Source organism: Amycolatopsis circi (assembly GCF_003385235.1).
In the GTDB taxonomy this organism is placed as follows: domain Bacteria; phylum Actinomycetota; class Actinomycetes; order Mycobacteriales; family Pseudonocardiaceae; genus Amycolatopsis; species Amycolatopsis circi.
This window is the reverse complement of record NZ_PQIA01000013.1, coordinates 89,009-114,914: the sequence shown is the minus strand read 5'-3', so window position 1 is coordinate 114,914 and position 25,906 is coordinate 89,009. Positions and strand designations below refer to the sequence as shown.

Annotated in this window: 24 protein-coding genes; 12 read left to right on the top strand and 12 right to left on the bottom strand. The window is 68.2% G+C overall.

Annotated elements, in window-relative coordinates:
* From D0D37_RS07200 to D0D37_RS07180, 5 genes are read left to right on the top strand one after another with little or no spacing between them, the layout of a single operon-like run.
* A complete protein-coding gene (locus D0D37_RS07200) occupies positions 1-966 on the top strand; it encodes an ABC transporter permease (RefSeq protein ID WP_116199733.1) in 966 nt (321 codons plus the stop codon).
* Positions 963-1,892, top strand: a complete 930-nt coding sequence (locus D0D37_RS07195; RefSeq protein WP_116199732.1) for an ABC transporter permease — start codon at positions 963-965, stop codon at positions 1,890-1,892. Before D0D37_RS07200 ends, D0D37_RS07195 begins: the two co-directional genes overlap by 4 nt.
* Positions 1,889-2,854, top strand: coding sequence for an ABC transporter ATP-binding protein (locus D0D37_RS07190; protein WP_116199731.1), 966 nt, complete (start codon positions 1,889-1,891; stop codon positions 2,852-2,854). The genes D0D37_RS07195 and D0D37_RS07190 overlap by 4 nt, the downstream gene beginning before the upstream one ends.
* The gene (locus D0D37_RS07185) at positions 2,851-3,834 is read left to right on the top strand and encodes an ABC transporter ATP-binding protein (protein WP_116199730.1); all 984 of its coding nucleotides are present in this window, start codon (positions 2,851-2,853) and stop codon (positions 3,832-3,834) included. Before D0D37_RS07190 ends, D0D37_RS07185 begins: the two co-directional genes overlap by 4 nt.
* Entirely contained in the window at positions 3,819-5,438 is a 1,620-nt protein-coding gene (locus D0D37_RS07180; protein ID WP_208719833.1) for an N-acyl-D-amino-acid deacylase family protein, read from the top strand. Before D0D37_RS07185 ends, D0D37_RS07180 begins: the two co-directional genes overlap by 16 nt.
* Before the next feature lie 45 nt (positions 5,439-5,483).
* On the opposite strand, the gene D0D37_RS07175 is transcribed toward D0D37_RS07180, so the two are convergent.
* A complete protein-coding gene (locus tag D0D37_RS07175; protein WP_116199781.1) occupies positions 5,484-7,058 on the bottom strand; it encodes a PucR family transcriptional regulator in 1,575 nt (524 codons plus the stop codon).
* Between the two features lie 92 nt (positions 7,059-7,150).
* On the opposite strand from D0D37_RS07175, the gene D0D37_RS07170 reads away from it, so the two are divergent.
* From D0D37_RS07170 to D0D37_RS07160, 3 genes are read left to right on the top strand one after another with little or no spacing between them, the layout of a single operon-like run.
* Positions 7,151-8,005, top strand: a complete 855-nt coding sequence (locus D0D37_RS07170; protein ID WP_116199728.1) for a hypothetical protein — start codon at positions 7,151-7,153, stop codon at positions 8,003-8,005.
* Positions 8,002-9,111 (top strand): o-succinylbenzoate synthase, encoded by a 1,110-nt coding sequence (menC, locus tag D0D37_RS07165; RefSeq protein ID WP_116199727.1) that lies wholly within the window; start codon positions 8,002-8,004, stop codon positions 9,109-9,111. The genes D0D37_RS07170 and menC overlap by 4 nt, the downstream gene beginning before the upstream one ends.
* Positions 9,112-9,134: 23 nt before the next feature.
* Positions 9,135-10,244: a serine hydrolase domain-containing protein gene (locus D0D37_RS07160; protein WP_116199726.1), complete on the top strand. Its 1,110-nt coding sequence runs from the start codon at positions 9,135-9,137 to the stop codon at positions 10,242-10,244.
* A gap of 59 nt (positions 10,245-10,303) precedes the next feature.
* Here D0D37_RS07160 and D0D37_RS07155 read toward each other — a convergent pair whose 3' ends face one another.
* Genes D0D37_RS07155 through D0D37_RS07145 form a run of 3 tightly spaced genes read right to left on the bottom strand, consistent with a single transcriptional unit; the run spans position 10,304 to position 12,723 of the window.
* The gene (locus tag D0D37_RS07155; protein WP_116199725.1) at positions 10,304-11,209 is read right to left on the bottom strand and encodes a phosphotransferase; all 906 of its coding nucleotides are present in this window, start codon (positions 11,207-11,209) and stop codon (positions 10,304-10,306) included.
* On the bottom strand, positions 11,210-11,695 hold the full coding sequence (locus D0D37_RS07150) for a hypothetical protein (protein ID WP_116199724.1): 486 nt from the start codon (positions 11,693-11,695) through the stop codon (positions 11,210-11,212).
* Complete coding sequence (locus D0D37_RS07145) at positions 11,692-12,723, bottom strand: DNA polymerase III subunit beta family protein (RefSeq protein ID WP_208719832.1); 1,032 nt, start codon at positions 12,721-12,723, stop codon at positions 11,692-11,694. The genes D0D37_RS07150 and D0D37_RS07145 overlap by 4 nt, the downstream gene beginning before the upstream one ends.
* Positions 12,724-12,810: 87 nt before the next feature.
* On the opposite strand from D0D37_RS07145, the gene D0D37_RS07140 reads away from it, so the two are divergent.
* Positions 12,811-14,148 (top strand): aminotransferase class I/II-fold pyridoxal phosphate-dependent enzyme, encoded by a 1,338-nt coding sequence (locus D0D37_RS07140; protein WP_116199722.1) that lies wholly within the window; start codon positions 12,811-12,813, stop codon positions 14,146-14,148.
* 616 nt (positions 14,149-14,764) lie between these two features.
* Here the strand turns inward: D0D37_RS07140 and D0D37_RS07135 are convergent.
* From D0D37_RS07135 to D0D37_RS07115, 5 genes are all read right to left on the bottom strand, one after another.
* Positions 14,765-15,160 (bottom strand): VOC family protein, encoded by a 396-nt coding sequence (locus D0D37_RS07135; RefSeq protein WP_116199721.1) that lies wholly within the window; start codon positions 15,158-15,160, stop codon positions 14,765-14,767.
* A gap of 18 nt (positions 15,161-15,178) precedes the next feature.
* A complete protein-coding gene (locus tag D0D37_RS07130; protein ID WP_116199720.1) occupies positions 15,179-16,609 on the bottom strand; it encodes a pyridoxal phosphate-dependent decarboxylase family protein in 1,431 nt (476 codons plus the stop codon).
* Between the two features lie 122 nt (positions 16,610-16,731).
* Positions 16,732-17,571 (bottom strand): aminoglycoside adenylyltransferase domain-containing protein, encoded by an 840-nt coding sequence (locus D0D37_RS07125; RefSeq protein ID WP_162834108.1) that lies wholly within the window; start codon positions 17,569-17,571, stop codon positions 16,732-16,734.
* 18 nt (positions 17,572-17,589) lie between these two features.
* Entirely contained in the window at positions 17,590-18,198 is a 609-nt protein-coding gene (locus D0D37_RS07120) for a CatB-related O-acetyltransferase (RefSeq protein ID WP_116199780.1), read from the bottom strand.
* 68 nt (positions 18,199-18,266) lie between these two features.
* A complete protein-coding gene (locus tag D0D37_RS07115; protein ID WP_116199718.1) occupies positions 18,267-18,896 on the bottom strand; it encodes a DUF5701 family protein in 630 nt (209 codons plus the stop codon).
* Positions 18,897-18,992: 96 nt separating this feature from the next.
* On the opposite strand from D0D37_RS07115, the gene D0D37_RS07110 reads away from it, so the two are divergent.
* Entirely contained in the window at positions 18,993-19,619 is a 627-nt protein-coding gene (locus D0D37_RS07110; protein WP_116199717.1) for a TetR/AcrR family transcriptional regulator, read from the top strand.
* A gap of 119 nt (positions 19,620-19,738) precedes the next feature.
* Positions 19,739-21,265, top strand: a complete 1,527-nt coding sequence (locus D0D37_RS07105; RefSeq protein ID WP_116199716.1) for an MFS transporter — start codon at positions 19,739-19,741, stop codon at positions 21,263-21,265.
* A gap of 81 nt (positions 21,266-21,346) precedes the next feature.
* Here D0D37_RS07105 and D0D37_RS07100 read toward each other — a convergent pair whose 3' ends face one another.
* On the bottom strand, positions 21,347-22,192 hold the full coding sequence (locus D0D37_RS07100; protein ID WP_116199715.1) for an SAM-dependent methyltransferase: 846 nt from the start codon (positions 22,190-22,192) through the stop codon (positions 21,347-21,349).
* 84 nt (positions 22,193-22,276) lie between these two features.
* On the bottom strand, positions 22,277-23,422 hold the full coding sequence (locus D0D37_RS07095) for a pyridoxal phosphate-dependent aminotransferase (protein ID WP_116199714.1): 1,146 nt from the start codon (positions 23,420-23,422) through the stop codon (positions 22,277-22,279).
* A gap of 63 nt (positions 23,423-23,485) precedes the next feature.
* On the opposite strand from D0D37_RS07095, the gene D0D37_RS07090 reads away from it, so the two are divergent.
* A complete protein-coding gene (locus D0D37_RS07090) occupies positions 23,486-24,289 on the top strand; it encodes a GntR family transcriptional regulator (RefSeq protein WP_208719831.1) in 804 nt (267 codons plus the stop codon).
* A 45-nt stretch (positions 24,290-24,334) separates the two neighbouring features.
* Here the strand turns inward: D0D37_RS07090 and D0D37_RS07085 are convergent, their stop codons facing one another.
* The gene (locus D0D37_RS07085; protein WP_116199713.1) at positions 24,335-25,822 is read right to left on the bottom strand and encodes a CoA-acylating methylmalonate-semialdehyde dehydrogenase; all 1,488 of its coding nucleotides are present in this window, start codon (positions 25,820-25,822) and stop codon (positions 24,335-24,337) included.
* Between the last annotated feature and the right edge of the window lie 84 nt (positions 25,823-25,906).

The following is a 25,906-nucleotide window of genomic DNA, read 5'->3' as shown; positions in this document are numbered from 1 at the left end:
ATGCGCAGTCTCGACTATCTGCTCCGCCGCGGCGTTTTCACTGTGGTGACCATCTTTCTCACTGTCACCGCGAACTTCTTCCTCTTTCGCGTACTGCCCGGCGACGCGGTGACCAACCTGTCCCGGGTACCGCACGCGACCCCGGAACTGCAGCACGCGCTGATGGTCCGCTTTGGACTCGACAAGTCCAAATGGGACCAATACCTGATCTACCTCAAGAACCTGCTGCACGGTGACCTCGGGGTGTCGTTCACCTACCAGCAGCCAGTGACGCATCTGCTGGTCGAGGACCTCAAGAACACCGTGCTGCTGGCCGGCGTCGGGACGCTCGGCGCGATCGTGCTCGGCATCCTGTCCGGGGTGATCGCGGCGTGGCGGCGCAACTCCGCGCTGGACCACCTCAACACCGGAGTGGCGACGCTGGTGTACTCGTTCCCGTCCCAGTGGCTCGGGTTGGTATTGCTGATCCTGTTCGCTGGGATACTTCCGGCCGGCGGGATGTCGGACCTGTTCCTCTTCGACAATCCGCCGTTCTGGCAGAACGTCGGCGACGTGGCGAGTCACATGGTGCTGCCGACGATCACGCTCATCCTCACCGCATACGGCGGCTACACGCTGGTAGTGCGGTCCTCGATGCTGGAAACCCTCGGCGAGGACTACGTGCTCACCGCGCGGGCGAAGGGCCTCTCGGACCGGCGGGTCGTCTGGCAGCACGCAGCGCGGAACGCGATGCTGCCAATGGTCACCATGATCGCGCTCGACCTCGGCTACGTCGTCGGCGGCGCGGTGCTGATCGAGGTGATCTTCAGCTGGCCGGGCATCGGCATGGCCACCTACACCGCGCTCAGCCAGCGCGACTACCCGATGGTGCAAGGCGGATTCCTGCTCCTGACGGTGTCGGTGATCCTGCTGAACTTCCTCGCCGACCTGGTCTACTTCCGCCTTGATCGGAGAGTAAGCGCATGACCACTGTCGCCCCGGCCGAATTACGCCGCACCGGAATCTTTCGCAAAGTGCTGCGGGAGCACAAATCCGCGGTCGCCGGTCTCGTCATTCTCGGGTTTTTCGTGGTGATGGCGATTTTTTCGCCCTACCTCGCGCCCTACAGCATCACCGAACGGTCCTGCGCGGTGTTCGAACCGCCGTCCGCGCACCATTGGCTCGGCTGCGACGACGGCGGCGTGGACATGCTGTCGCTGCTCATGCGCGGCGGACAGACGTCGCTCGTCGTCGGGTTCGCCGCGACGCTCGTCGCGATGCTGCTCGGAGGCACGGTCGGGATCCTGTCCGGCTACTTCGGCGGCTGGGTCGACGCGGTGCTGATGCGGATCACCGACGTGCTGCTCGTGCTGCCGGATCTGGTGCTGGCCATGGTGATCGCCGCGGTGTGGGGGCCGAGCCTGTTCCACGTGATCCTGGTGATCGGCCTGCTGGAATGGACGACGACGGCGCGGATCGTGCGCGCGGAGGTGATGTCGCTGCGCGAACGGGCTTACGTCAAGCGAGCGCGCGGCCTCGGCGCGAGCAACACACGGGTGATCGTGCGGCACATCCTGCCGCAGGCGGGGCCGCTGCTGATCGCCAACACCGTGCTGACCGTTTCGGTCGCGATTTACCTGGAGACCGCGTTGGCATTTCTCGGTTTGGAAGACCCGAGCGTCACGACTTGGGGCACGATCCTGGAACACGCTTTCGCCCGCACCGCGATCAGTTCTGGGGCTTGGTGGGCGATCGTGCCGGACGGATTCGTGATCGCCGCGGTGAGCATCGGCTGCTTCCTGCTGGGCCGGGCCATCGAGGACGCACTGAACCCGCGGCTCAAGGTTTCCCATTTGTCCGGCCGTCGGTGGCGAGTGCGGGTACTGGCCGGAAGGGGAGCGGACGCCCGATGAACATCTTGGAGTGCAAGGATTTGCACGTGTGGTTCGACCTGCCGGACGGCGGTCAGGTGCATCCGGTGAACGGGGTGAGCTTCTCGCTGGCCCCGAGCGAACGGTACGGGCTGGTCGGCGAATCCGGCTGCGGGAAGTCGACGACGATCCTGGCGTTGCTGGGGTTGCTGCCGTCGACCGCGACTGTGGCGGGCAGCGTTTCCATCGGCGGCACCGAGATCCTGGCAGGCGGCGAGGAAACCGTGCGCGGGCACCGGTGGCGGGACATCGCGATGGTGTTCCAGGGCGCGATGAACGCGCTCAACCCGGTCAAGACGGTCGGCTGGCAGATCGCCGAACCGATGCTGTGCCACGGCATGGGCCGCCGAGCCAAGGCGCGCGAGCGAGCGCGCGAGCTGCTCGAGCTGGTTGGTATTCCAGCCGCGGCAGCGAATCGGTATCCGCACGAGTTCTCCGGCGGCATGCGGCAGCGGCTGGCGATCGCGATGGCGCTGGCCTGTGAGCCGAAGGTGCTTCTCGCTGACGAACCGACCACCGCGCTCGACGTGATGGTGCAGGCGCAGATCCTGGAACTGCTGACCCGGCTGACCGACGAACTCGGCATGGCGCTCGTCCTGGTCACCCACGACCTGCCGTTGGTATCTCAATTCTGTCACCGTGCCGCGGTAATGTACGCCGGAAAGATGGTAGAAGAGGGCCCGGCGGATCAGTTGAGCTGGGAGTCGCAGCATCCCTATACGCGGCTGCTGTTCTCCGCCACTCCTGATCTCTACGGCGACGAACCGGTCGTGTCCATTCCCGGCGCTCCACCGCGGCTGGACACCGAGATCGTCGGCTGCCCGTTTCGTCCGCGGTGCGATGCCCCGATGGACCGCTGTGCTGCCGAGTTGCCGCTGCTCACCGCGACCGGTCCGGGGCATCGCGCGGCGTGTTTCCGCACCGAGAGCGTGGTGACGGCATGACCGAGGCGCTGCTGGAGGTCGACGACCTCTCGATCCACTACCCGATGCGCCGCGGCGTCGCAGGCGCGCTGACACGGCGGCCGCGCAGTGTCGTGCATGCCGTGGACGGCATCAGCTTCCGGCTGGGACGCGGTGAGATGGTCGCCGTCGTCGGCGAGTCCGGGTGCGGGAAATCCACCACGGCGGCAGCGATCTGCGGCCTGATTCCCCCGACCGGCGGCACTGTCCGGCTGGAAGGCGACGAGATCACCGGACTGTCGGAACGCCGGTTGCGGCCGGTCCGGAGACAGGTCCAGATGATCTACCAGGACCCGTACGAATCGCTCGACCCGCTGTGCCGGGTGCGGGACATCCTCGCCGAGCCGATGCTGATCCACGGCATCGGCGGGTCCAAAGCGGAACGGGCCGCGCTTGCCGAGGACGCACTGGAACGCAGCGGTCTCTCGCCGGCGCAAGCGTTCCTGGACCGCTACCCGCATGAACTGTCCGGCGGCCAACGCCAGCGCGTCGCCATCGCCGCCGCGCTCGTGCTCGACCCGGACGTCCTGCTCGCCGACGAGCCAGTGTCCATGTTGGACGTCTCGGTGCGCGCCGGTGTGCTGTCCCTTTTGGACACTCTGCGCAAGGAGCAGGACACCGCGATCCTGATGATCACCCACGATCTGTCGACGGCCGCGCATTTCGCCGACCGGATCGTGGTGATGTATCTGGGCCGGATCGTCGAACAGGGACCGGCGCGGGAAGTCGTACACAATCCGCGACATCCCTATACGAAGGCGCTGCTGTCGGCGGTCCCGCGACGCGACCGGGAGCATCAGGCGAAACCGCAGCTGCTCACCGGCGAGACACCGAACCCGGTCGACATCCCGCCCGGCTGCCGGTTCCGGTCGCGCTGTCCGATCGGCGCCGACGACTGCGAACGCACCGACCCGCCGCTGGTCACGACTGGCGGCCACGAAACCGCATGTCTGCACGTCTGATCCTGCCCCGCACGCCCAAGGAAAGGAAAACGATGTCCGCCGATCTCGTCCTCCGAGGTGGTTCAGTACTCGACGGCACCGGAACCGCCGCCCGCCGCGCGGACGTAGCGATCGCCGGGGACCGGATCGAGGCGATCGGCGACGTCCGGGACGCCGACGCTCCGGTCCTGGACGCCGAGGGATGCGTGGTGGCACCGGGATTCATCAACGTGCTCAGCCACGCCTACGAGACCCTCCAGCTGGACCCGCGCGGACTATCAGACATATATCAGGGCATCACCACTGAGATCTTCGGCGAAGGCCGCTCGATGGGCCCGGTCACCGGCCGGATGACGGACCTCGCCGCCGCCGAGCCGCCGTTGTTCGGCATGCGGACCAGTTGGCCCCGGCTCGACGACTTCCTGACCGATCTGAGCGGTACCGGGCTCAACATCGGCAGCTTCGTCGGCGCGGAGAACCTGCGAATGCCCTTCGCGGGCAACGAAGACCGCCCGCTCACCGACGACGAACTGACCGCCGCCTGCGCTTTGCTGGACGAAGAACTGACGGCGGGCGCACTCGGCGTGGGTTCGGCGTTGATCTACGCGCCGGGCAGCTACGCGTCCACCGAGGAACTGATCGCGTACGCACGAGTGCTGGCCAAGCACGACGCGCTGTACATCTCGCACATCCGCAGCGAGTCGGCCCGCCTGGTGGAGTCGGTCGACGAACTCATCCGGATCGCCCGGGAAACCTCTGCGCGCGCAGAGATATATCACCTGAAGGCTTCTGGACAACAGAACTGGCCGTTGATGTCCACCGTGCTGGAACGGATACATCAGGCGCGCGCCGAGGGGCTCGGCATCACCGCGGACATCTACCCGTACGACGCCGGTTCCACGTTCCTCTCCGCCTTCATCCCGCCGCGCTTCCACGAAGGCGGCGAGCTGGCCGCGCGGTTCGGCAGCCCGTCGATCCGCGAGGAGATCAAGGCAGCCATCCTCGACCCCAGGCAGGACTGGGAGAACCTCTACCTCGGATCTGGTGGCGCGGAAGGAATCCTGCTGCTGGGCGTCGGTTCTGCTTCAGTGCGGCCGGGCCAGACCCTCGCCGAGGCCAGCCGCGGCCCGGACCCGCTCGACACCCTGCTGGACCTCGTCGCGGCCGAACCGAAGCTGATGGTCGCCGAGTTCACCGCCTCGGAGGCGGACACGCGGCGCGCGCTGAAACAGCCGTGGGTTTCGGTGTGCACAGACTCCGAGGCGATCGCGGCGGAGGCACCGTTCACGGATACGTCCACCCATCCCCGGACGTACGGTGCCTTCGCACGAGTGCTCGGACCGTGGGTGCGGGAAGGCGTACTGCCGCTAGAAGAAGCGGTGCGGCGAATGACGAGCCTGCCCGCCTCGAACCTGCGCCTGGTCGACCGCGGCGTGCTGCGGCCGGGCGCGTTCGCGGACGTGGCGGTGTTCGACCCGGCAGCAGTGCAGGACAACGCGACTTACTTGGACCCGCACCGGTACGCGGACGGGATGCGGCACGTGCTGGTGAACGGCCAGCCCGCGCTGCAGGACGGCAAACCGACAGGGGTGCTGGCCGGGCGAGCGGTGCGGCGGGCGTCGTGAGTGCCTATCACGGTTAGAACCGGGATAAACACTCACGACGCAGCCCTACCAGCCGAGCTGATCTCCCAGCCGCAACCGCAGCCACAGCACGAGCCGCTCGTCCGGATCCGCCAGATCGAACCCGAAGATCTCCTCCGCCCGGGAAAGGCGGTACCGGATCGTGTTCGGATGCACCGACAACCGCGCCGACGCGGCCGCGATGTCGCCGTTCGTGTCGAGATACGCCAGGATCGTCGGCGCGTAAGTGGTCCCGTGCTCGACGTCGTGCGCTCGCACGGCCGGACCCAACCGCCGCGGCAAGGCGTCGTCCCCGGCCAGCAACTGCGCCAGCACCGACAACGTCGCCCCGGCCCAGACTTCCTCGATCGCCGCTACCTGGCACGGTTCCGGCGAAGTGCGTCGTTCCGCCAGCGTCCGCAGAACCAGATCCGCGTCGGCCCGGGAGGAAGCGATCGACCGGAGACCGGGGACTGTCGACCCGAGCCCGGCTTGCACCGGCATCCGCAGCGCCCCGTGCGCGTGCTGGGCGATGTCCGCGACCAGCTCGCGGTGCGTCGGCCCCTTGGGGAGCAGCGCGTAGACCGTCCCGTCGATCAGCGCGCAGCCGTGCCTGCCGTAGTGCGCCTCGCAGTGCAGGCTCACCAGATCGGCCAGCCGCGTCGCCGCATGAGCGGCCAGCACGTCTTCGGGATCGGTGACAGTGAACGCGGCGACCGCGGCTGGCGCGTCCGGGTCCAAGCCGAGTTGCGGGGCGACGGCGGTGACGCTGCTCGGGTCGGCCAACAGGCGTTGCAGCAGGTCAGCGCGCCGACGACGGACCACGTCGACCGCCGTCCGCGCGGCCAGCAGGTGCAGCGCGGCGATCTCGGCGGCGTTGAACAGCGCTTGTTCGGCCGCCTCGTCGAGGCTGTCCTCCGCGTCGACCACCCAGATCGACCCGAGCATCTCGCTGCCCGCCCGCACCGCGACGCCGAGCCGCGGCAGTCCGCCCGGCAGCGAGGGGAACCGGCAGGTCCGTCGCGCTCGCGCCAGTTCGCGGTACTGGTCGTCGTAGAAAACCGGCACCTCCGGCACCTGCAATCCGAGGATGCCCTGCTGGCGGCCGTCGTCGATGGGCTGGCCAGGCAGTGTCGAATACGCCAGGATCCGCCGGTTGGGATCTTCGATGGTGGTCGCGCCGCCGACCATCCCGGCGATGGCGTTGGCCAGCGCGAACAGATCACCAGCGGCCGGCGCACCGGGCGTGCGCACGGCTGGTGCGAGCGCTGAGGAGATCATCGCTTCCAGGTGGTGCCAGGGCACGGCTTCGTCGGCGGCGAGCAGCACCACCCCGGCGTCGCGCGCGACGTCGGACAACTCGGTGAGAGGCTCGCCGAAGCTTTTCACCACCAGCGCCGCATATCCCACCGCCGAGTAGATGAGATCTTTCGCTTGGGCCGGATCGGCCCCGACCGCGAGCAGGATCGTGTCCTGCCCCGGCGGTGCGACGCTGCGCCGCTCGTGGATGAGCACGCCGGACACCGGCACGGGCCGGTCCGGCATCGGGGTGACCGGCTGCAGCAGCGAAGCGCCGAGAGCGTCGAGGACCTGCCCCAGATCGGGCGTCTCCGGATCGAGCATCTTCACCTCTTTAGCCAGACGCACAAAACATCCGCGGAATCTCTGGACCGGCACTGCACGCATCCGGACGATCCGGCCGCGAGGCTGTCAGCATGCACGTTCCACCAGGCGCACCCGCGACCGTACTCCCTCCGGCCCCGGACGCGGCCGTCTCGACCGCACTGCGCGCCGCGAACCGGGCAGGAGTCCGGATCCGGCTGGCCGACGACGTCCGGACGCTCGAAGCGGTGTCGCGGTTCCTCGCCCAGGTCTGGCAAACGCCGGAAACCCAGGCCCCGTTCGGCACCGACGCATTGCGCGCCGTCGTCCACGCGGGCGGCGCGGTGCATTACACGGCTGATGACAACGGCATCCTTGCTGCCTCGGCGTTGATTTTCTGCCCGCCCGTGACCCGCGCGGTCTATTCGCTGATCGCCGCCGCACGCGCGAGCGACCGCGGAGTGGGCTTCGCGCTCAAGCAGGCCCAGCGGGTGTGGGCGCTCGACCAAGGCGCGGAAACCATGGTCTGGACCTTCGATCCGCTGGTGAGCCGCAACGCGCATTTCAACCTGGCAAAACTCGGCGCACACGGGACCGAGTACACAGTGGACTTCTACGGCCAGATCGAGGACGGCGTCAACGGAGCGGACGAAACCGACCGGTTCACCGCGGTATGGCCGCTGCGGAAACCGGCTCCGGCCCAGCTTTCCGGCCCCGACCTGGCGACCGCGGAGGTCGACCCGCGTCGCGCCCCCGACGGCGAGCCGTTTCTGGTTCGCGACAGTTCCGGCTATTGGTGCCGGGTACCGGCTGACATCGTGGGCCTCCGGCGCTTGAACGCGCGGCTGGGCGCGGAGTGGCGCTACGCGATCCGGGACGCCTTCGTGCCGTTGTTCGCCGAGGGCTGTACGGCGACCGGGTTCAGCCGGTCCGGCTGGTACCACTTGACTGAAGGGGCGCGGGCGTGAAAATCGAACGGATCGACCTGATCGAGGTCAGCCTCCCGCTCGTCCGTCCATTTCGGACTTCGTGTTCGGTGGACACCGAACGCAACACCCTTCTGCTGCATGTGGTGACCGACGTCAGCGAAGGCTGGGCAGAATTCGGCGGCGATCCGGAACCGGTGTACAGCGCGGAGTTCGCCGTTGGGGCCGAACGGATCCTGCGCGACCATCTCGTCCCGCGCGTCACCGCCCTGCCGCGCTTGACGGCCGCCCGGGTCGCGGGCGCGATGGCTCCGGTCAAGGGCAACCCGCTGGCGAAAGCCCTGCTCGAAACCGCGATCCTCGATGCCGAATGCCGCGCCTACGCGATGCCGTTGTCGACTTATCTCGGCGGCGTGCGCGATCGGATCGCGGCTGGAGTTTCCGTCGGAATAACCGACACCGTGCCGGAGTTGATCGACACCGTCGCCGGGTATCTGGCCGAGGGATACGTCCGGATCAAACTGAAGATCGAACCCGGCTGGGACCTCGAACCCGTGCGCGCGGTCCGCACCGAGTTCGGCCCCGGCCTGGTGTTGCAGGCCGACGCGAACACCGCCTACTCCCTCTCCGACGCCGAGCATCTGCGCCGGCTGGACGAGTTCGGCCTGGTCCAGCTCGAACAACCGCTCGCCGCGGACGACCTCGGCGGGCACGTCGAACTCGCGAAACTGCTGCGCACCCCGATCTGCCTGGACGAATCGATCTGCTCCGCCCGCGACGCCGCGTTCGCGATCCGGCTGGGAGCGTGCCGGATCATCAACGTCAAGCCCAGCCGCGTCGGCGGATACCTTGAAGCGCGACGGATCCACGACGTGTGTGCAGCGCACGGAATCCCGGTGTGGTGCGGAGGAATGCTCGAAACCGGGATCGGCCGCGCGCAGAACCTCGCCCTCGCCGCGCTGCCCGGTTTCGTGCTACCCAATGATATCTCAGCGTCGAGCCGTTACTACGCCACCGATCTCACCGCGCCGTTCGAACTCGAAGACGGTTGTCTGTCCATTCCGGACGGACCGGGCGGCGGCGTCGCTGTCGATCCGGTGGCACTGCGCCAGCACACCGTCGCTTCGCAAACACTCTTCGCAGTCTGAAGATTCCAGCAGAAGGAGACGACATGCGAGCTTGGACTGGCGCCGCCGCGGCAGTGGCAGTGACCGCAGCATTGGTGGTCGCGCCGGCGACCACGGCCTCAGCGGCCTCGTGTTCCGCCAAACCCGTCCAAACCGCGCTCGACGGACTAAAAAAGGTCGGTCTACCCGGAATCGTGCTGACCGTGCAGAGCCCGGACTGCGGTCTGTGGAGAGGCGGCGTCGGAATGGCTGACGTCGAGACCGGCCGCACGATCACCGGCGACGAACACTCCAGAATCGGCAGCGACACCAAAACGTGGACCGCGGTCGTCGTCCTGCAATTGGTCGCCGAGGGCAAAGTCAGCCTGGACGAAACCGTCGACCACTACCTGCCCGGCCTGATCCGTACCGCCCGCTACGACGGCCGCAAGATCACCATCCGGCAGCTGCTGCAGCAAACGAGCGGCCTGCCGGACTACCTGGACGCGCCGTTCTGGGAAGACGATCAAGCGCACCGCTGGGAACACTTCGACCCGATCCGGACAGTCGAACAGGCTCTTTCCCTTGCCCCGCCTGACCGCGCCCCGTCCGGCTTCGCTTATTCCAACACAAATTACAACCTGGCGGGCATGGTGGTCACGAAGGTGACCGGCCGCAGCATCGGCACCGAACTGACCGAACGGATCATCAAACCGCTCTGTCTGCACGAAACCTACTGGCCCGGCGACGAAACCACGATCGACGAACCGGACCTGCGGTCGTACACCGACGGCGTCGACACCACGGAATGGAACGTCTCCGAAGCAGACGCATCCGGCGAATTGATTTCCACCGGCGCGGACACGACGAAATTCTGGACCTCGCTGCTCGGCGGAAAACTCCTGCCCGCCGCCTTGCTGACGGAAATGAAGAAGACCGTCCTGGACGACGGCGGCGAGGGATACGGCCTGGGTCTGCAACGCTATGAACTGACGCCGAACTTCCCGACGTGGGGCCACAGCGGCGGCATGGCCAGCGGCCACGACTTCCGCAACGCGGTGACCGAGGACGGGAAACGCTCGGTGACGGTGTTCATCGACACCGCGGACTACTCGAAGGCCCAGTCGGACCGGATAGACGCGATCGTGGGCGCGCTGGTCCGCGACATCAGGTAACGCCTCCGGGCGGTTGCGGCGTCCCCCAGTGCGGCAACCGCCCGGATCCCACCCGAGTCTCAGGCGTTCGCCAGGCGAAGACGTTCCGCCTCCTGCTCCCGCAGCGCTTCGCCACAGATCTGCGGGTCACCATGCAGTGCTTCCCATCGGGCGTTGTGCGCGGCTGGCCACACGCTCGCCGCCCACGCGACTTCCTGTTCGGCCTGGCTGAATCGACGGCCACGGAAGTCCTGATAGGACTCTAGGAACGCTGCGGAGCTTTCGATCGGCGCGAGCGTCGGCGGAATGGTACTCGGGAACATCCCGCTTGCCGCTCCTGCCAGCGCTGCTTCCGGTTGCCATGCCAGGCTGTCCCAGTCATGTACCGTCCAGCCTCCGTTGATATCCCAGCGGAGGTTCTGCGCTTCGAAATCGCCGTGGCCAAGTACGTTCGGCAGATCGGCCGCGAGCAGTCGGCGTCGCGCTCGGTCGGCGGTTTTGGTTACCTCCTCGGGGACTAAGCGCTGATCTCGCTCGTCCAGGAAGTCGATTGCTGGCCACAGACCGGGGTCCTGGTGATCCCAGCGCAGCCAGCGGGGGTTCGGCAGCGGCGGCTTGACGGAAATTGCCTCGAGAGTCGCCAGCAGCAAAGCGAACACCTCGGCATAGCGCGTGGCGACCTCCGGCGAATCCCCGGAAATCACTTCGCCGCCAGGGCGGTACTCCTCGGCGTGTACGGCCAGGGAACCGACAGCGACGGCGGGCGTTAGCGGTCGTGCGCAAGGAAAGCCCCGCTCAGCGAGTTGAGATTGCGCAGCGACGCACGACTCGGCGCGGTCGTCATCCGGTCTGGCTTTGACCACGACCTTCCGGCCGTCCTCGAGACGGAGGCCGTGCACTGTCGAGACCTGTCGCACCTCGAACAGGACCTCCACCGGTGCGGTGCCGAGGTGCGCGAGGCACCAGTCCGACAGCCATTGCTCCAACTATTCGACTCCTGGTGCCGTCGTGCGTCGTTCGGTAGACCGGCGTTCGATGGCTTCCGCGACACCGTCGATCGCCTGTCGGATCATCGCACCGTACGCGTCGTCGGCTAGCGCGTCCTGTCGATTTCGCGCTGCCTTGATCTGCTCTGCCGCCGCGGAGAATGACCCGAGGCGACGGAAGTTGTCGGCCAGGTTCAGGTGCAGCGACGGGTAGAAGCCTGCGATTTGGGCCCCGGCGTCGTGGGCTTGCACCTGCTCGTCGGTCACCGTCGCCGCGGCGTCCAAGGCTCTGATATCCCAGACCAGTGCCTCTGCCGGGTCAGCGAACAGATCTGCCTGGTAGTGCGACAGAACGCAGCGGTAGAACGGATCACCGCCCGGTCCGATCTCGTCCCACAGTTCCTGCAGACGCGCCCGAGCGGCATCCGTCGAGCCCGTTCGGCCCTGCGTCACCGCGGCGGTGATCTCGGCCATGGTGTCCGTCATCTGCCGTTTCCTTTCACTGGCATGGCAAGGGTGGTCAGGTCGCCGTCGTCGGCGGAGCGCACGACGACCGGCAGGTGCGGGCCCGCGACGTCCAGCATCACGTCCGGGCCGACGGCTGTGCTGATCGCCGGGTGCAGCGTGCTCACGGCGAAGGAGAGCGAGATCGGCGGTCCCGCGACGTCGGCGGGGATGGATTCGGCCCCCACCCTGACGGCCGCGGCGGAGAGGTCTAGCTGGACCTGCGCGGTGTTTTGGCGTTCCAGACATCCCACCAGCGCGTTGCGAGATATCACTGCCCGGGTAAGGACTTCTGGCAGCGAAGTGAGCATCAGCCGGTAGTCGGGGAACTCGTCGGCAACAGTGCGGCAGGCCCGGACCGTGCTGTCGCCCTGGAAGCGGAACTCCCCGCCGTGGACGCTCAGGTGCAGTTCGTGCTGACGGCGCGTCCACGGCATCGCGAGCCGCAGGTCGTCGGCATCGATGGTCGCGCTCCAACTGGACGCACTCGGTTCGGCGGGGACCAACGTGCGGGTCGAGAGCCGGTATCGGTCGGTGGCGGTGAGCACAATCGCCTCGGGAGAGACTTCCAGGTGCACGCCGTTGAGCACCTGCGGGTCCTGAGTCGTCGCGGTCAGCACCTGCTCGACGGCAGCGGCGAACACCGGCCCGGTGACCTGGACTGACGGCGCCGAGGCCGTCGAACCCAGCGTCGCTTTCACCGCCGCCGCGGTTTCGCGCGCCTGCTGCACCTGAGATACCAACCCGGCGACGTGGTCGTCGATGATCCGCGACGCTTCGGCCGGATCGGCGGCGAGGACCGCACCGACTCGCTCCAGTGGCAGGCCGATCTCCCGCAACCGCCGGACGAGCAGTGCCGCCGAGATCTGGCCGGGGGAGTAGTAGCGGTAGCCGGATTCCTCGTCGACCCGGACCGGTCGCACGAGGCCGGAATCGGCGTAGAAGCGCAGCGCGCTGGCGGTCAGGCCGCAGCGGCGGGCGAACGCACCAATGGTGAGCAGGTCGGGCACCTGCCCATCATCAGGCTTCAAGCAGCTTGAAGGTCAACCCCGCGGCGGTTGACCACAGGATTTCCCTGATTGTGCTAGTACAGACAGATGACTGACCCGATCGAGGCTGCGGCGTTGTCCGGCCGGACGGCCGCTGAGATCGCGCTGTCGGTTGAGGGTGCCATCTCCGCCGGAAGGCTGGCGGCCGGCGCGCGGCTGCCCACCGTGCGCGAGCTTGCCGCGCGGCTCTCGGTGAGCCCGGCGACCGTCAACGCTGCCTATCGGACGCTGCGCAACCGCGGTCTCGTCGCAGCCTCCGGCCGTGCCGGGACCCGTGTGCTTGAACGGACCGCGCCGAAGAACCGCGCACTCGGCGCCCCGGTCGGGCCAGGCGTACGCGACCTTGCCGACGGCAACCCCGACCCCGCGCTGCTCCCGCCGCTGCAGCCCGCACTCGCCAACCTGTCCGGACGGCAATGGCTCTACGGCGAATCCGGCAACCTGCCCGCCCTGCTGGACTGGTTCCGCCTCGACTTCGAACGCGACGGTCTCGCCGCCGAACACCTCGCGGTCGCCGGTGGCGCGATGGACGCCATCGAGCGCGTGCTGCAGGCACACCTGTGGCCCGGTGACACCGTGCTCGTCGAGGATCCAGCCTTCGGCGGCGTCCTGGATCTCGTATCCGCACTGGGCTTGCGCCCGATCGCAGTGCCGGTCGACGACGACGGCCTGTGTGCCGACCTCCTGCAACGTGCGCTCGAACAGCGCCCGGCGGCGTGCGTTCTCACGCCGCGCGCACAGAATCCCACCGGTGCCGCACTCAGTCCGGAACGGGCTTCGGAGCTGCGGAAAGTGTTCCAGCGTCACGAAAACGTCCTGGTGATCGAGGACGACCACGCTGCCGCCGTCGCTGGCTCGGAATCGGTAACCGTTGCTGGGCAAGGAGATTTCCGGCACTGGGCGGTGATCCGCTCGGTGACCAAGTACCTAGGCCCGGACCTCCGGCTCAGCGTCATCACCGGCGACCGGCTCACCGTGGACCGGGTGCACCGGCGGCAGCAGGTCGGCGCGGGCTGGGCGAGCCATCTCCTGCAGGAACTGGCTGTGACCCTCCTCCTCGATCCCGCGACTCCCAAGCTGCTCACCACGGCCCGCGAGACCTACCGCGACCGGCGGCAAGCTCTTGCGGATGCGTTGGGGCGGCGCGGAATCACGCTGTCCGGCCGGTCCGGGTTCAACGGCTGGATCCAGACTCCGGCCGAGGGCGCGGTGGCGCAGGCACTCCTCGCACGAGGCTGGGCGGTGCGCACCGGGGAGGCGTTTCGGACGAACGTCGCGCCGGGCCTTCGGGTGACCTTCGCGAGCCTGTCGCCTGCCGAAGCGGAGGAGTTCGCGGCGACGCTGCACGCGATTCTGCAGGGTGACGGGCGTGGTTACCCGGCTTGACCGGCCCGGTCGGCGACCAGCCAGCACGGGCAGAAGGGCTGCCCGGGCGGGGTGGCTTATACGTCCGGCCGGTGGCGTTCTGGAGGGAGTTCGCGGCGGCTCTGTCCGGGAGTCTGCGGGACGACGGGCGCGGTTACCTGCCTGACCAGTCCGGTTGTTCGGCGGCCAGCCAGCACCGGCGGAAGGGGCGTCCGGCGGGGTCAGCTTGCCAATGCCAGGGACTTAAGCGGCGCGGCTTCACGCCTACCTACCGTCCACAAAGGACGTCACTTCCGCCGAAATGCCCGACCTACGCCCACTTAGCCGCTTCCCCTCACGGACAGCAAACCCCGTGCCGGCCTCGCCCACCCCCACGACCAGGACAGGCACACTTCGAACCGCACCCACAGCGCCGCCTTAAGTCCCAGGCATTGGGTCAGCTTGCGGGGGGGTCCGGAGGAGTTCGCAGTGACGCTGTCCGCGAGTCCGCGGGAGGACGGGCGCGGTTACCCGGGCCTGACCAGTCCGGTTGGTCAGCGGCCAGCCAGCACCGGGAGAAGGATTCCTGGCCGGGGCGGGGCTAAGTTGCGAAGGAGGCCGCGGCGACGCACGCGATCCTGCGGGATGACGGCCGTGGTTACCCGGTCTGACCAGTCGGTTGCGCAGCGGGCAGCCAGCACAGGCAGAAGGGATGCCCGGCCGGATCGGCGTACACCTGGAAGTCGTCGCCGGATGCGTTCCCTTCGGCCTCCTTCAGCAAGGTAGCCCCGAGCGACCTGACGTGCTCGTGAGCCTCGGCGAAGTCCTCGACCCACAGATCGAGGTGAACGTGTTGCCGGGTCGGGCCGTCCGGCCACTCTGGCGGTACGTGGTCCGGTGCTAGTTGCACGCCGATGCGCGGCGCGCCGTCCACGGTGACCATGTGCCAGTCGCTTTCCGCCTCCACCTGGCCGCCGAGTACGCCAGCCCAGAACGCGCTCTCCGCAGCGAGATCTGCCGCGTCAAAGGCGACGACCTGGTATCTCACCCGCATCCAGGCAACATACCGCGCTTACACTCGGTCCAGAATCTCGCGCAGCCGCACGATGTCCTCGGTCCGCGTGCGCCAGCTGATGATGCACACCCGCAGCGCCGGCCGTCCCGCGACGCGAACTGGGCTCACCCACGCGGAGCCAGTGGCGTTGACCCGCTCCGCGAGATCGCTGTGCCACTGCCAGGATTCCTCCGGATCGACCGGCGCGTCGGCGCGAGTCGCGCACACGATCGGCAGCGGCGTGTCGTTGACGGCGATCCATCCCGCACCGGTCAGCTGGTCCCGCAGATCCTGTCCGAGCGCCGCGTCGTGTTCGATCTGGTCGCTGTAGCCGGAAACCCCGTACGCCAGCAGACTCAGCCACAGCTTGAGCCCGATGAACCTGCGCGACCACTGGGTGCTGGTCGTATACGGGTCGGCGGTGTCGTCGACCCGCCCCGGCATGTACGAGGTCGACACGGTGAACGACGAACTCAGCTCAGCCCGGTCGCGCGTGAAGAACATCCCCGCGCCCATCGGCACCGACAGCCATTTGTGCGCGTCCACCGTGATCGTGTCCGCGCGTTCGATCCCGGCCAGGACCCCGCGCAGCCGATCCGACAGACAGGCGGCTCCGCCCCACGCCGCGTCCACGTGGAATCGCAGCCCGGCGGCCTGCGCGACGTCGGCGATTCGCGGCAACGGATCGATCATTCCGGCACCGGTAGTCCCGGCGGTGGCGACGACGAGGAATGGCGCTTTGCCGTCCCGCCGGTCTGAGGCGAGCAACGCTTCGAGCGCATCGACGTTCAGGCGACCGCTCGCGTCGGACGGCACCAGTCGGCAAGCATCGCGGCCGAGCCCGGCGGCGTGGGCGATTTTCAGCCAGGCCAAATGGGAATCCGCGCCGGCGTAGAACACCGGCGCGGCATCGAGGGCGCGCAGGCCGCCGGTGCTGTATTCCGGAAACGCGTGGGTGAGCGCGGTCAGCACCGCGGTCGCGTTGGCCTCCGCGCCGCCGCTGGTGAAGTGGCCGCCCGCGGTGTCCGGGAGGCCGAGCCGTCCGGCGAAGAGGTCGATGCACCGCTGTTCGGCCTCGACCGCGAACGGCGCGTGGCTCCACGCGGCGAGCTGTGGATTGACCGCCGCGGTGATGAGGTCTCCGGCCACGCCCGCCCAGGTCGCGGACGGGTTGAACAGCCCGAAATACCCCGGGTGGTCGGTGTGCACGGTCCAGCGGTCAAGCGCGGCGAGCACCTCCGGGACGGCCTGTTCGAGGTCTTCCGGTTTCTCCAGCGGATACTTCTCGAGCCAGTCGCGGATCTCCGCCGCATCCGCGGTCACTGGGCTCGCCGGACGCTCCGGCCGCGTGCGCCATCCCTCGACCAGCTGATCCACCACACCGTGCAGCAGCCTCGCCGCCGATTCCGCGTCCGTCGCGACCCCGCCGCGGTCCAGCTCGTTCGTCATCAGCCACTCCCCATATTGTGCTAGTACATATTCCCGTTTGTGCTAGCTTGAGGTCGAGGCTAGGTGTGCCCGAGCACGGCCGCAAGCAAGTAATTCCGGCCATTCCTGGCCCGATCCGCGCGCTAGGCCAGGGCGAGCGCGTCGTCGATCGTGGCGTCCAGGAACGCGAGGGTGTCGCGTCGTCGGGCCAAAGGATTGCGGTAGCTGCGACGGCCTTCCGCGCCACCGGTGCGCAGGCTCAAGCTCTCCGCGATGATCCGCTGCCAACGTGAGTTGAATTCCCTTGCCGCGTAACGCCCCGCGCCGCATTTGGACGTCATTTCCCCGGTGGCCAGCACATAGTGCAGGCGGCTCACCCCGAGCACCGCCCACACCGGGAACCACGGGCTCATGCCGATCGCGAGCGACAACGCGCTGGTGTGCCGGTTCTTCTCCCACCACGGCCGCCAATAGCGGCTCAGGTTGTCGACAGTGAACGCACGCAAGGCATCTTGGTCCGCCCAAACGTCCACATCGGACGATGCCGGTCCGCGTAGCGTGATCCCGCGGCTGGCGAGTTCGCAAAACAGCACCGGATTGATGCCGTCCCGCCCCGCCGCGGTGAACCGGCTTTCCTGCGCGCACGGAACGTCCGGGCAGTCCTCCGGTCCGGCGGCGAGATCGGCCCAGGTCAGCACGGATCCGTCGAAATGCGGCTTCGGGAACTGGGCGACCGTGGCGGCGTGCGCCTGCGCCAGTGCCTCAACATCGCCGGGTTCCGCGCGCCGATCAGTGACCGCGACGAAATCGATGTCGCTGGCCGTGCCCAGCCGCCCGCGTCCGGCGCCGCGAGCGTGGAAGTCGCCGAAGCAGACCGAGCCGACCAGGTAGAAACCGGTCACCAGTCCTGGCGCGATTCGGTCCACTGTGGACAGGAACAGTGCGGTGCTTCGGCGGACTTCCTCTGGTATCTCACTGGGCACGCCTGCCACGTTACCGAGTTACGCGAGTTCGGCGGCGGCCCTCGCCAGTTCGTCGACGCTGCCGGACATGACCGTGCGCACGTGCTTGGTGAGGTGCTCGAGCGGCCAGTCCCACCAGGCGATCGCCAGCAGCCGTTCGACGTCCTCGTCGCGGTACCGCCGCCGGATCAGCTTGGCCGGGTTGCCGCCGACGATGCCGTAGTCCGGCACGTCGTCCACCACGACGGCTCCGGACGCGACGACCGCGCCGTGTCCGATGCGGACCCCCGGCATGACCATCGCCCGGTACCCGAGCCAGACGTCGTTGCCCAGCACCGTGTCGCCGCGGCCGGGCAGCCCGGTGATGACGTCGAAGTGTTCGGCCCAGCCACCGCCCATGATCGGGAACGGGAACGTCGACGGCCCGTCCATCCGGTGGTTCGCGCCGTTCATGATGAACCGCACGCCCTCGCCGAGCGCGCAGTACTTGCCGATCACGAGCTTCTCCGGCCCGTAGTGGTACAGCACGTTGCGGGTCTCGAAGGCGGTCGGATCGTCCGGGTCGTCGTAGTAGGAGAACTCGCCGACGTCGATCAGCGGCGAGGTGACCAGCGGCTTGAGCAGCACCACTCGCGGCTGTTCGGGCATCGGGTGCAGGACGGTCGGATCAGGGAAAATGGAACTCACCTCAGTGTGCGTTTCAGCGGCGTGACGGTTCAGCGGCGGGCGGCGGCGGACCCGAAACCCAGCCAGGTGTGCCGGTTGCCCCACCAGCACCAGCCGACCTTCGGGGCGCCGCGCCGCTCGCTGCCGTCGCGGCCGGTGCCGTTGCTGATCCACAGCGCCGGCGTGCGCGCGTCGAACTTGCCGTTCTCCTTGCGCAGCCGGGAGCCGATGGTCATGAAGCACTGGTTGCGCTCGAGCGCCGACGGCTGCTGCAGCACCCAGTGGATCCCCTCGGTGAGCAGCAGCGGACTGCGTCCGGCCTTGGTGATCGCGGGCAAGGCCTCCTCGGGGCTCCAGTTGGCCATCTCGTCGCCCCGGTCGACCCCGGTGACGAGGTACAGCGGCGCGTCGGGCAGATCGATGTCGTGCGGCGCGAACTGGTCGACGTCCGTCATGTCGGTGACGACGAACCCCGCTTTGCCCTCGCGGCGGAGCAGCGGCGAGAGCGCCGACGCGGGCGCGCGATCCGGGTGGATCGCCAGCAGTGCCCCGTCCACGTCGCTGTGGGCCGCGGCGAACGTGCGCAGGTCGTCGGCGGAAAGCTGCGCGATCTCGGGCACCCCCAGTGCGATCAGGCGGTCCGCCTGGTCCTCGAGCGACGGAAGAGCGGCAATCGACAAGAAGTTCTCCTTCGGGCTATGTTTACGTCGGTAGTAAAAGTATGCCGAGACTGCCAACAGGTGTCAAGGTAAAATTACGTCGGAGGTAAGTTTTCGATGGAGCTAGGGCTGCGGGAAGCCAAGAAGCAGGAGACGCGCCAGCTGATCTCCGACCACGCGACGCGGCTGTTCCTGGAGCAGGGCTTCGAGGAAACGACGATCGCCCAGGTCGCGGAGGCCGCGCGGGTGGCGAAGAAGACGGTGACCAACTACTTCGCCCGCAAGGAAGACCTGGTCCTGGACCGGCAGGACGAGTTCGTCGCGACGCTGGCGGATGCCGTGTCGTCGCGGGAACCCGGGGAGTCCGCGCTCGCGGCGCTGCGGCGGGCGTTCGAGGCCGGAGTCGCCGCGAAGGACCCGGTGGTCGGATTCGCGGGGCTGGAGTTCAGCCGGATGGTCGCGGAGAGCCCGACGTTGTCGGCGTGCCTGCGGGGCCTGCACGAACAGCGGGAACGGGCGTTGGCGGCGGCACTGGCGGAGGCGACGGGCAGCGTCCGGACGGACATCACCGTCCGGACGGCGGCCGCGGTGCTCGGGGCGGTGCACCACAGTCTGTTCGAGCGGATCGAGGAGCTGACCCTGGCCGGACGGCCGGACGACGAGATCGCGGAGACGGTCGCGAGCGAGGCGGCGCGGGCGTTCGACCTGCTGGAACCCGCGCTCGGGGACTACGCGGTGGCCTGATTCGAAAAACTTCTCCCCGGGATGTCGATCCGCTCGCGCCCCGATCGTCGCGTCAGTGAGACCAATCAGCGAGACCACTCACTGAGACCACCGACGAGACGACTTCAGGGGAGACCGAAATGAGTGCCGGACGACGCGAATGGCTGGGCCTGGCGGTGCTGGCGCTGCCGACCGTGCTGTTGTCGCTGGACATGAGCGTGCTGCACCTCGCGGTTCCGCACCTCGCCGCGGATCTGCGGCCGTCCAGCACGCAATTGCTGTGGATCATCGACATCTACGGCTTCATGATCGCCGGGTTCCTCGTCACGATGGGCACCCGCGGCGACCGGATCGGCAGGCGGAAGCTGCTGATGATCGGCAGCGGCGCGTTCGGGCTCGCGTCGGTCGCGGCGGCGTTCTCGACCAGTCCGGAGATGCTGATCGCCGCGCGGGCCGTGCTCGGGATCGCCGGGGCGACGCTCATGCCGTCGACGCTCGCGTTGATCAGCAACATGTTCCGGAACCCGAAGGAGCGCGGCACCGCGATCGCGGTGTGGATGAGCTGTTTCATGGGCGGCATGGTGGTCGGCCCGGTCGCCGGCGGGTTCCTGCTCGAGCATTTCCGCTGGGGTTCGGTGTTCCTGATGGGCGTGCCGGTGATGCTCCTGCTGCTCGCGACCGCGCCGAAACTGCTGCCGGAATACCGCGACCCCGCGGCCGGACGTCTCGACCTCGCCAGCGTCGGACTGTCGCTCGGCGCGATCCTGCCGGTCATCTACGCGCTCAAGGAAATCGCCAAGAACGGCTTGTCCCTGACCGAAATCGTCGTGCTGGCCGCGGGTCTCGCGGTCGGCACGGTGTTCGTCCGGCGGCAGCGGCGGCTCGAGCACCCGCTGCTGGACCTCCAGCTGTTCCGGGTGCGCGCGTTCAGCGCGGCGGTGGCGATCATGCTGGTCGGCGCGGTCACGATGGGCGGGGTTTTCCTGCTGGTCAGCCAGTATCTGCAGATGGTCGCCGGGCTGAGCACGGTCGACGCCGGACTGCTGCTGGTTCCGCAGGCGCTCGCGGTCGTCGTCGGATCGATGGTCGCGCCGCGGCTGGCGCGCCGGTTCCGTCCGGAATTCGTGCTGGGCTTCGGAATGCTGGTCGCGGCGGCCGGAATCCTGTTGTTCACCCTTGCCAGCGGACCCGGCGGAGTGCCGTTTGTGGTGCTGGGCATGGCGATCGCCAGCTTCGGGATGGGGCCGCAGGGTGTGCTCTGCACCGAAATGGTGGTCGGCTCGGTCCCGCCGCAGCGCGCCGGAGCGGCTTCGGCGATGTCCGAGACCAGTGCGGAATTCGGGATCGCCATGGGGATCGCGGTGTTCGGCAGCGTCGCGACGGCGGTGTACCGCGACCAGATCGCAATTCCGGCGCAGGTCCCCGCTGCGGCAGCTGCGCAGGCGACCGACAGCATGGCCGGTGCGATGGAGGCTTCGGCGACGCTTCCCGGTGCGACGGGGGAACAGTTGCTGGCTACGGCGCGGGACGCGTTCAGTTCAGGACTGCATACGGTGGCCGGAATCGGCGCGGCGATTGTGGTGGTGTTCGCGGTGGTCGGAATGGTCGCGTTGCGGCGTTCCCCGGCGGCGGCGCAGGTCGAGGAGCCGGTGTCGGTCGCGTCGTGACCCACGGCAGCGGGCCGGTGTCCCAGCCGAGCTTCCAGCCCGGCCGGAGCACTGGCCCGCAGTGGTGAATCTGGTGTGCGGTCAGGGTTTCCGCGCGACGCCGATCGCCACGATCCGCTGCGCGACCGTCGGCTCGCCCAGCAGCGGACCGTCCGGCCACCATTCGACGACCGGCACGATTTCCGCGGCTTTGTTCGGCCCGCTCGGGATCAGCTCCAGGCCGTGGAACAGTGCCTCGATCTCGGCGCGGGTGCGGGACGAGACGTCCTTCATCGAGCCGTTGTGGATGGACTCGATGATGCCCTGCACCGCATCGTCGTCCTCGGAGCCGTCGTGCGGGTCGAGCAGGTGCGAGATCGCCACGTACGAACCGGACGGGAGCCGGTCGATGAATTCCTTCGTCACCTTCGCCGGAACGTCGCGGTCGCCGGTCTGGTGGTGCAGGGCGAGCAGGAACAGCACCGCGATCGGCTGGTCCCAGTCGAGGTGCTCGTTGACCGTCGGGTGGTCGAGAATGCTCGGCGGGTCGAAGAAATCCGCCTGGATGTACTCGGTGAATTCGTTTTCGTCGAGCAGCGCCCGTCCGTGGCTGGCCACCACCGGGTCGTAGTCGACGTAGACGACTTTCGCCTGCGGGTCGGCCCGCTGCACGATCTGGTGCACGTTCTCCGCGGTCGGCATGCCGGAACCGCAGTCGATGTACTGGCGGATGCCCGCGTGGTAGGCGAGGAACCGGCAGATCCGGGTCATCAGGTGCCGGTTGACCCGCGCGGTCTCCGCGATGTCCGGCATCACCCGGGCGGCTTCCCTGGCGACCTGCCGGTCGATCTCGTAATTGTCTTTCCCGCCCAGCAGATAGTCGTAAACGCGGGCGGCGCTCGACTGATTCGGGTTGACCCCCGGCGGTGCGTTGACGGCGTCGGTCACGACGCGTACCTCCCGCGTGTTGACACGGTGATAGATGCCGTACCGAGAGTAGCGGACTTCGCCGATGCCGCGAAACCGGTGCCGCTAGGCCTCCAGCAGGGTTTGTTTCAACGAGCTGACCAGCTTTTCCAGCACGGGTTCCGCCGCGCCGAAAGTGAGCCGCACGTGGGTGTCCGGCGCGTGCAGATCGGCGCCCCGGATCGCCGGGATGCCGTTGCGCAGCAAGGCGCGGTCGATGTCTTCGGGAGTGTCGCCGAGGAGGCCGCAGTCGGCGAGCAGGAACGCGCCGCCGCCGGGGCGCACCGGGGCGGGAAGGCCGCTGGCCGCGATGCCGTCGCACACGAGGTCGCGTTTTCGCTGATATGTCGCACGCTCGCGGTCGAGCCAATCGCGCGGCCCGGTGAGCGCGGCGACCGCCGCGTACTGCGCAACCGCGCCGCAGCACACGGCTTCCCATTGCAGGCGGCGTTCCATCGCGTCGACGATCTCCGGCGGGGCCAGCACATAGCCGAGCCGCCAGGTCGCGAGCGCGTAGTACTTGCTGAGGCTGGTGACGGTGATCAGGTGCGGCCATTCCCCGGCCAGTCCCTCGATCGGATGGTGTTCGCGCCGGTCGAAGGCGAAGTGCTGCCACGAGTCGTCAGAGATCACGAGAAGTCCGTGGCGGGCGGCGAGGCCGACCACCGCGGCGATGGTTGCGGCATTGGGGAGGTAGCCGGTGGGATTGACCGGATTGCACAACAGGACGGCACGGCTGCGGGAGGTGACCGCGGCGGCGATGCCGTCGAGATCGAAGGCCCAGTCCGCTCGGGACGGGACGTATGCGGGCACCGCGCCGGATTCGCGGATGGCGCCGTCGAAGAAGTACGCCGGGGTCGGCACGATCACCTCGTCGCCGGGCTCGAGGACGGTGCGCAGCACCAGGGAAAGCCCGTGCTGCGCGCCGTGCGTCACCAGCAATCGGCGCTCGGGGTCGATGCCGGGGCCGAGTTCCGCGGCGATGGCCGACCGGAGTTCGGGAAGGCCCCGGCTGTCGCGCGGGTCGGGTTTGCCCATCGCTTGCCGGACCGCCTCGCGCACGTGCTCGGGCATCGGCAGGACCGGGGCGCCCACGAGCGGGAGCATCGGGACGCCGGTGCGGCGGGCCCGGTCCCGGGCGCTCATCGCGCCCAGCGCCGGTACCTCTCGGGAAACGGGGAAAACCCAGGTGCTCGAACTGCTTGGCGGCATGAAAACAGCTTCGCACACTGAGATATCAGTAGCAATAGTAGATATCTTTGGAGGTGCCTAGAGATGTACACCTGCAATATCAACCGGAAGTACTGGTATTCTGTACCGGTGTCCGACATCCACGACGTCCTCTCCGGAGCGCCGCACATTCCCGCGTTGCTGCTGGTCGGCAAGGACGAATCCGGCCTCGACCGGACCAGCCAGGCCTACCGGGCGATCCGGCGCCAGATCATCGACCTGACGCTGCGGCCCGGCAGCAGTTTCACCGAGACCTCGCTCGCGCAGCAGTGGCAGATCAGCAAGACGCCGGTGCGCGAGGCGCTGGCCCGGCTGCGCCGCGACGGGTTGGTCAGCGCGCTTCCGCGCGCGGGCTACCTCGTCAGTTCGATCACGTTGCAGGACACCGACGATCTGTGCGGCCTGCGGTCGCTGCTGGCCGCGGAAGCGGCTGCCGCGGCGGCGCGGAACGGCGTCTCGGCGGCGGCGCTCGAACGGCTCGAAATACTGTCGAAGATCTCGTCCGATTACGTGGCGGGCGAGACGGAACTCGACGACTGGCTGCCGGTCGGGATCGAATTCGAAGCCGTCATGGCGCACTTCAGCGGCAACAACCGGCTCGTCAAAGCGCTCGTCGACGTGCTCGACGAGCTGGAACGGGTGCTGCGGATGGTGTTGATGATCGCTCCGGACGTCGCGAGCCCGCCAGGCGAGCTGCAGGCGATTTTCCAGAGCCTGCGCGACCGTGACGAGGACGGAGCGCGCGTCTCGATGCAGGCGCGGTGCGAGCGGGTCCGCCGCGACGTGCTCCAGGTGTTGACCAAGAGCGCGTCGGTCAGCCGGGCGAACATCGAAATCCCGCTGAGCTGACCGGTCGCGGCCCGGGGAGCGCGATTTCCCCGGGCCGCGCCGCGGTCAGACCGCGGTCGGGAAGTGCAGGCTCGCCTCCTCCGCCGACTCCGGCCAGCGGCTGGTCACGGCCTTGGCCCGGGTGTAGAAGGCGACGCCTTCGGGACCGTGCATGTGGTGCGCGCCGAACAGCGACTGCTTCCAGCCGCCGAACGAATAGAACGCCATCGGCACCGGGATCGGGACGTTCACGCCGATCATCCCGACCTGCACCGACCGCTGGAACTGCCGCGCCGCCCGGCCGCTGCCGGTGAAAATCGCGGTTCCGTTGGCCCAGTCGCTCGCGTTGATCAGGCCGATCGCCTCGGTCAGCGAATCGACGCGCACGATGACGAGCACCGGGCCGAAGATCTCGTCGCGATATACGGTCATTTCGGGTGTCACGCCGTCGAAAAGCGTTGGCCCGACAAAGAATCCTTCCCCTTCGACGGTGACGTCCCGTCCGTCGACCACGAGTTCGGCGCCCGCGGCGACGCCGGCGTCGAGGTAGCCCCGGACGCGGTCGAGCGCTTCCGGCGACACCACCGGTCCCATCTCGGACCCAGGCGTCAGGCCCGGCCCGACCTTGATCGCCCGGGCCTTTTCGCCGATCAGTTTGACCAGCGGCTCGGCGACGTCTCCGACCGCGACGGCGACCGAAATCGCCATGCAACGCTGGCCCGCCGATCCGTACGCGGCGGAAACCAGGTGCTCGGCGGCGTTTTCGAGGTCGGCGTCGGGCAGCACGACTGCGTGGTTTTTCGCGCCGCCGAGCGCCTGCACGCGCTTGCCGTTCGCGGTCGCGCGCTCGTGCACGTACCGCGCGATCGGGGTCGAACCGACGAACGACACCGCGGCGACGTCCGGATGGTCCAGCAACGCGTCCACCGCGACTTTGTCGCCGTGCACGACGTTGAAAACGCCGTCCGGCAACCCGGCTTCGGAATAGAGTTCGGCGACGAAATTGGCGGCGGAAGGGTCGCGTTCGGACGGTTTGAGCACGAACGTGTTGCCGGTCGCGACGGCGATCGGGTGCATCCACATCGGGACCATGGCGGGGAAATTGAACGGCGTGACGCCCGCGCACACGCCGAGCGGCTGCCGGAACGAAAACAGGTCGACGCCGGTCGAGACCTGGTCGGAGTACTCGCCTTTGAGCAGGTGCGGGATCCCGCAGGCGAAGTCGATCACCTCCAGGCCGCGGACGAGTTCGCCCTTCGCGTCCTCGAAGACCTTGCCGTGCTCGGCGGACACGATCCGCGCCAGGTCGTCGAGGTGTTTCTCGACCAGATTGCGGAACGCGAACATGAGCCGCGACCGGCGCATGACCGAGGTGTCGGCCCAGTCCGGCAGCGCGCGGCTCGCGGCTCGCACCGCGGCGTCGACGTCGGCGGGTTCGGCGAGCAGCACGTCGGCCTGGCGTTCGCCGGTCGCGGGGTTCCACACCGGTGCGGTGCGGGTCGAATGTCCGGTGGTTTCCCGGCCGCCGATGCGGTGTCGGATGATGGAGTGCACGAGAGAACTCGCCTTCTGGTAAGGGTTTTGCGCAGCATCGAACTCGGGTGCTGCGGTGTGGCAAGGGTTTTCGGCTGGAGAAGA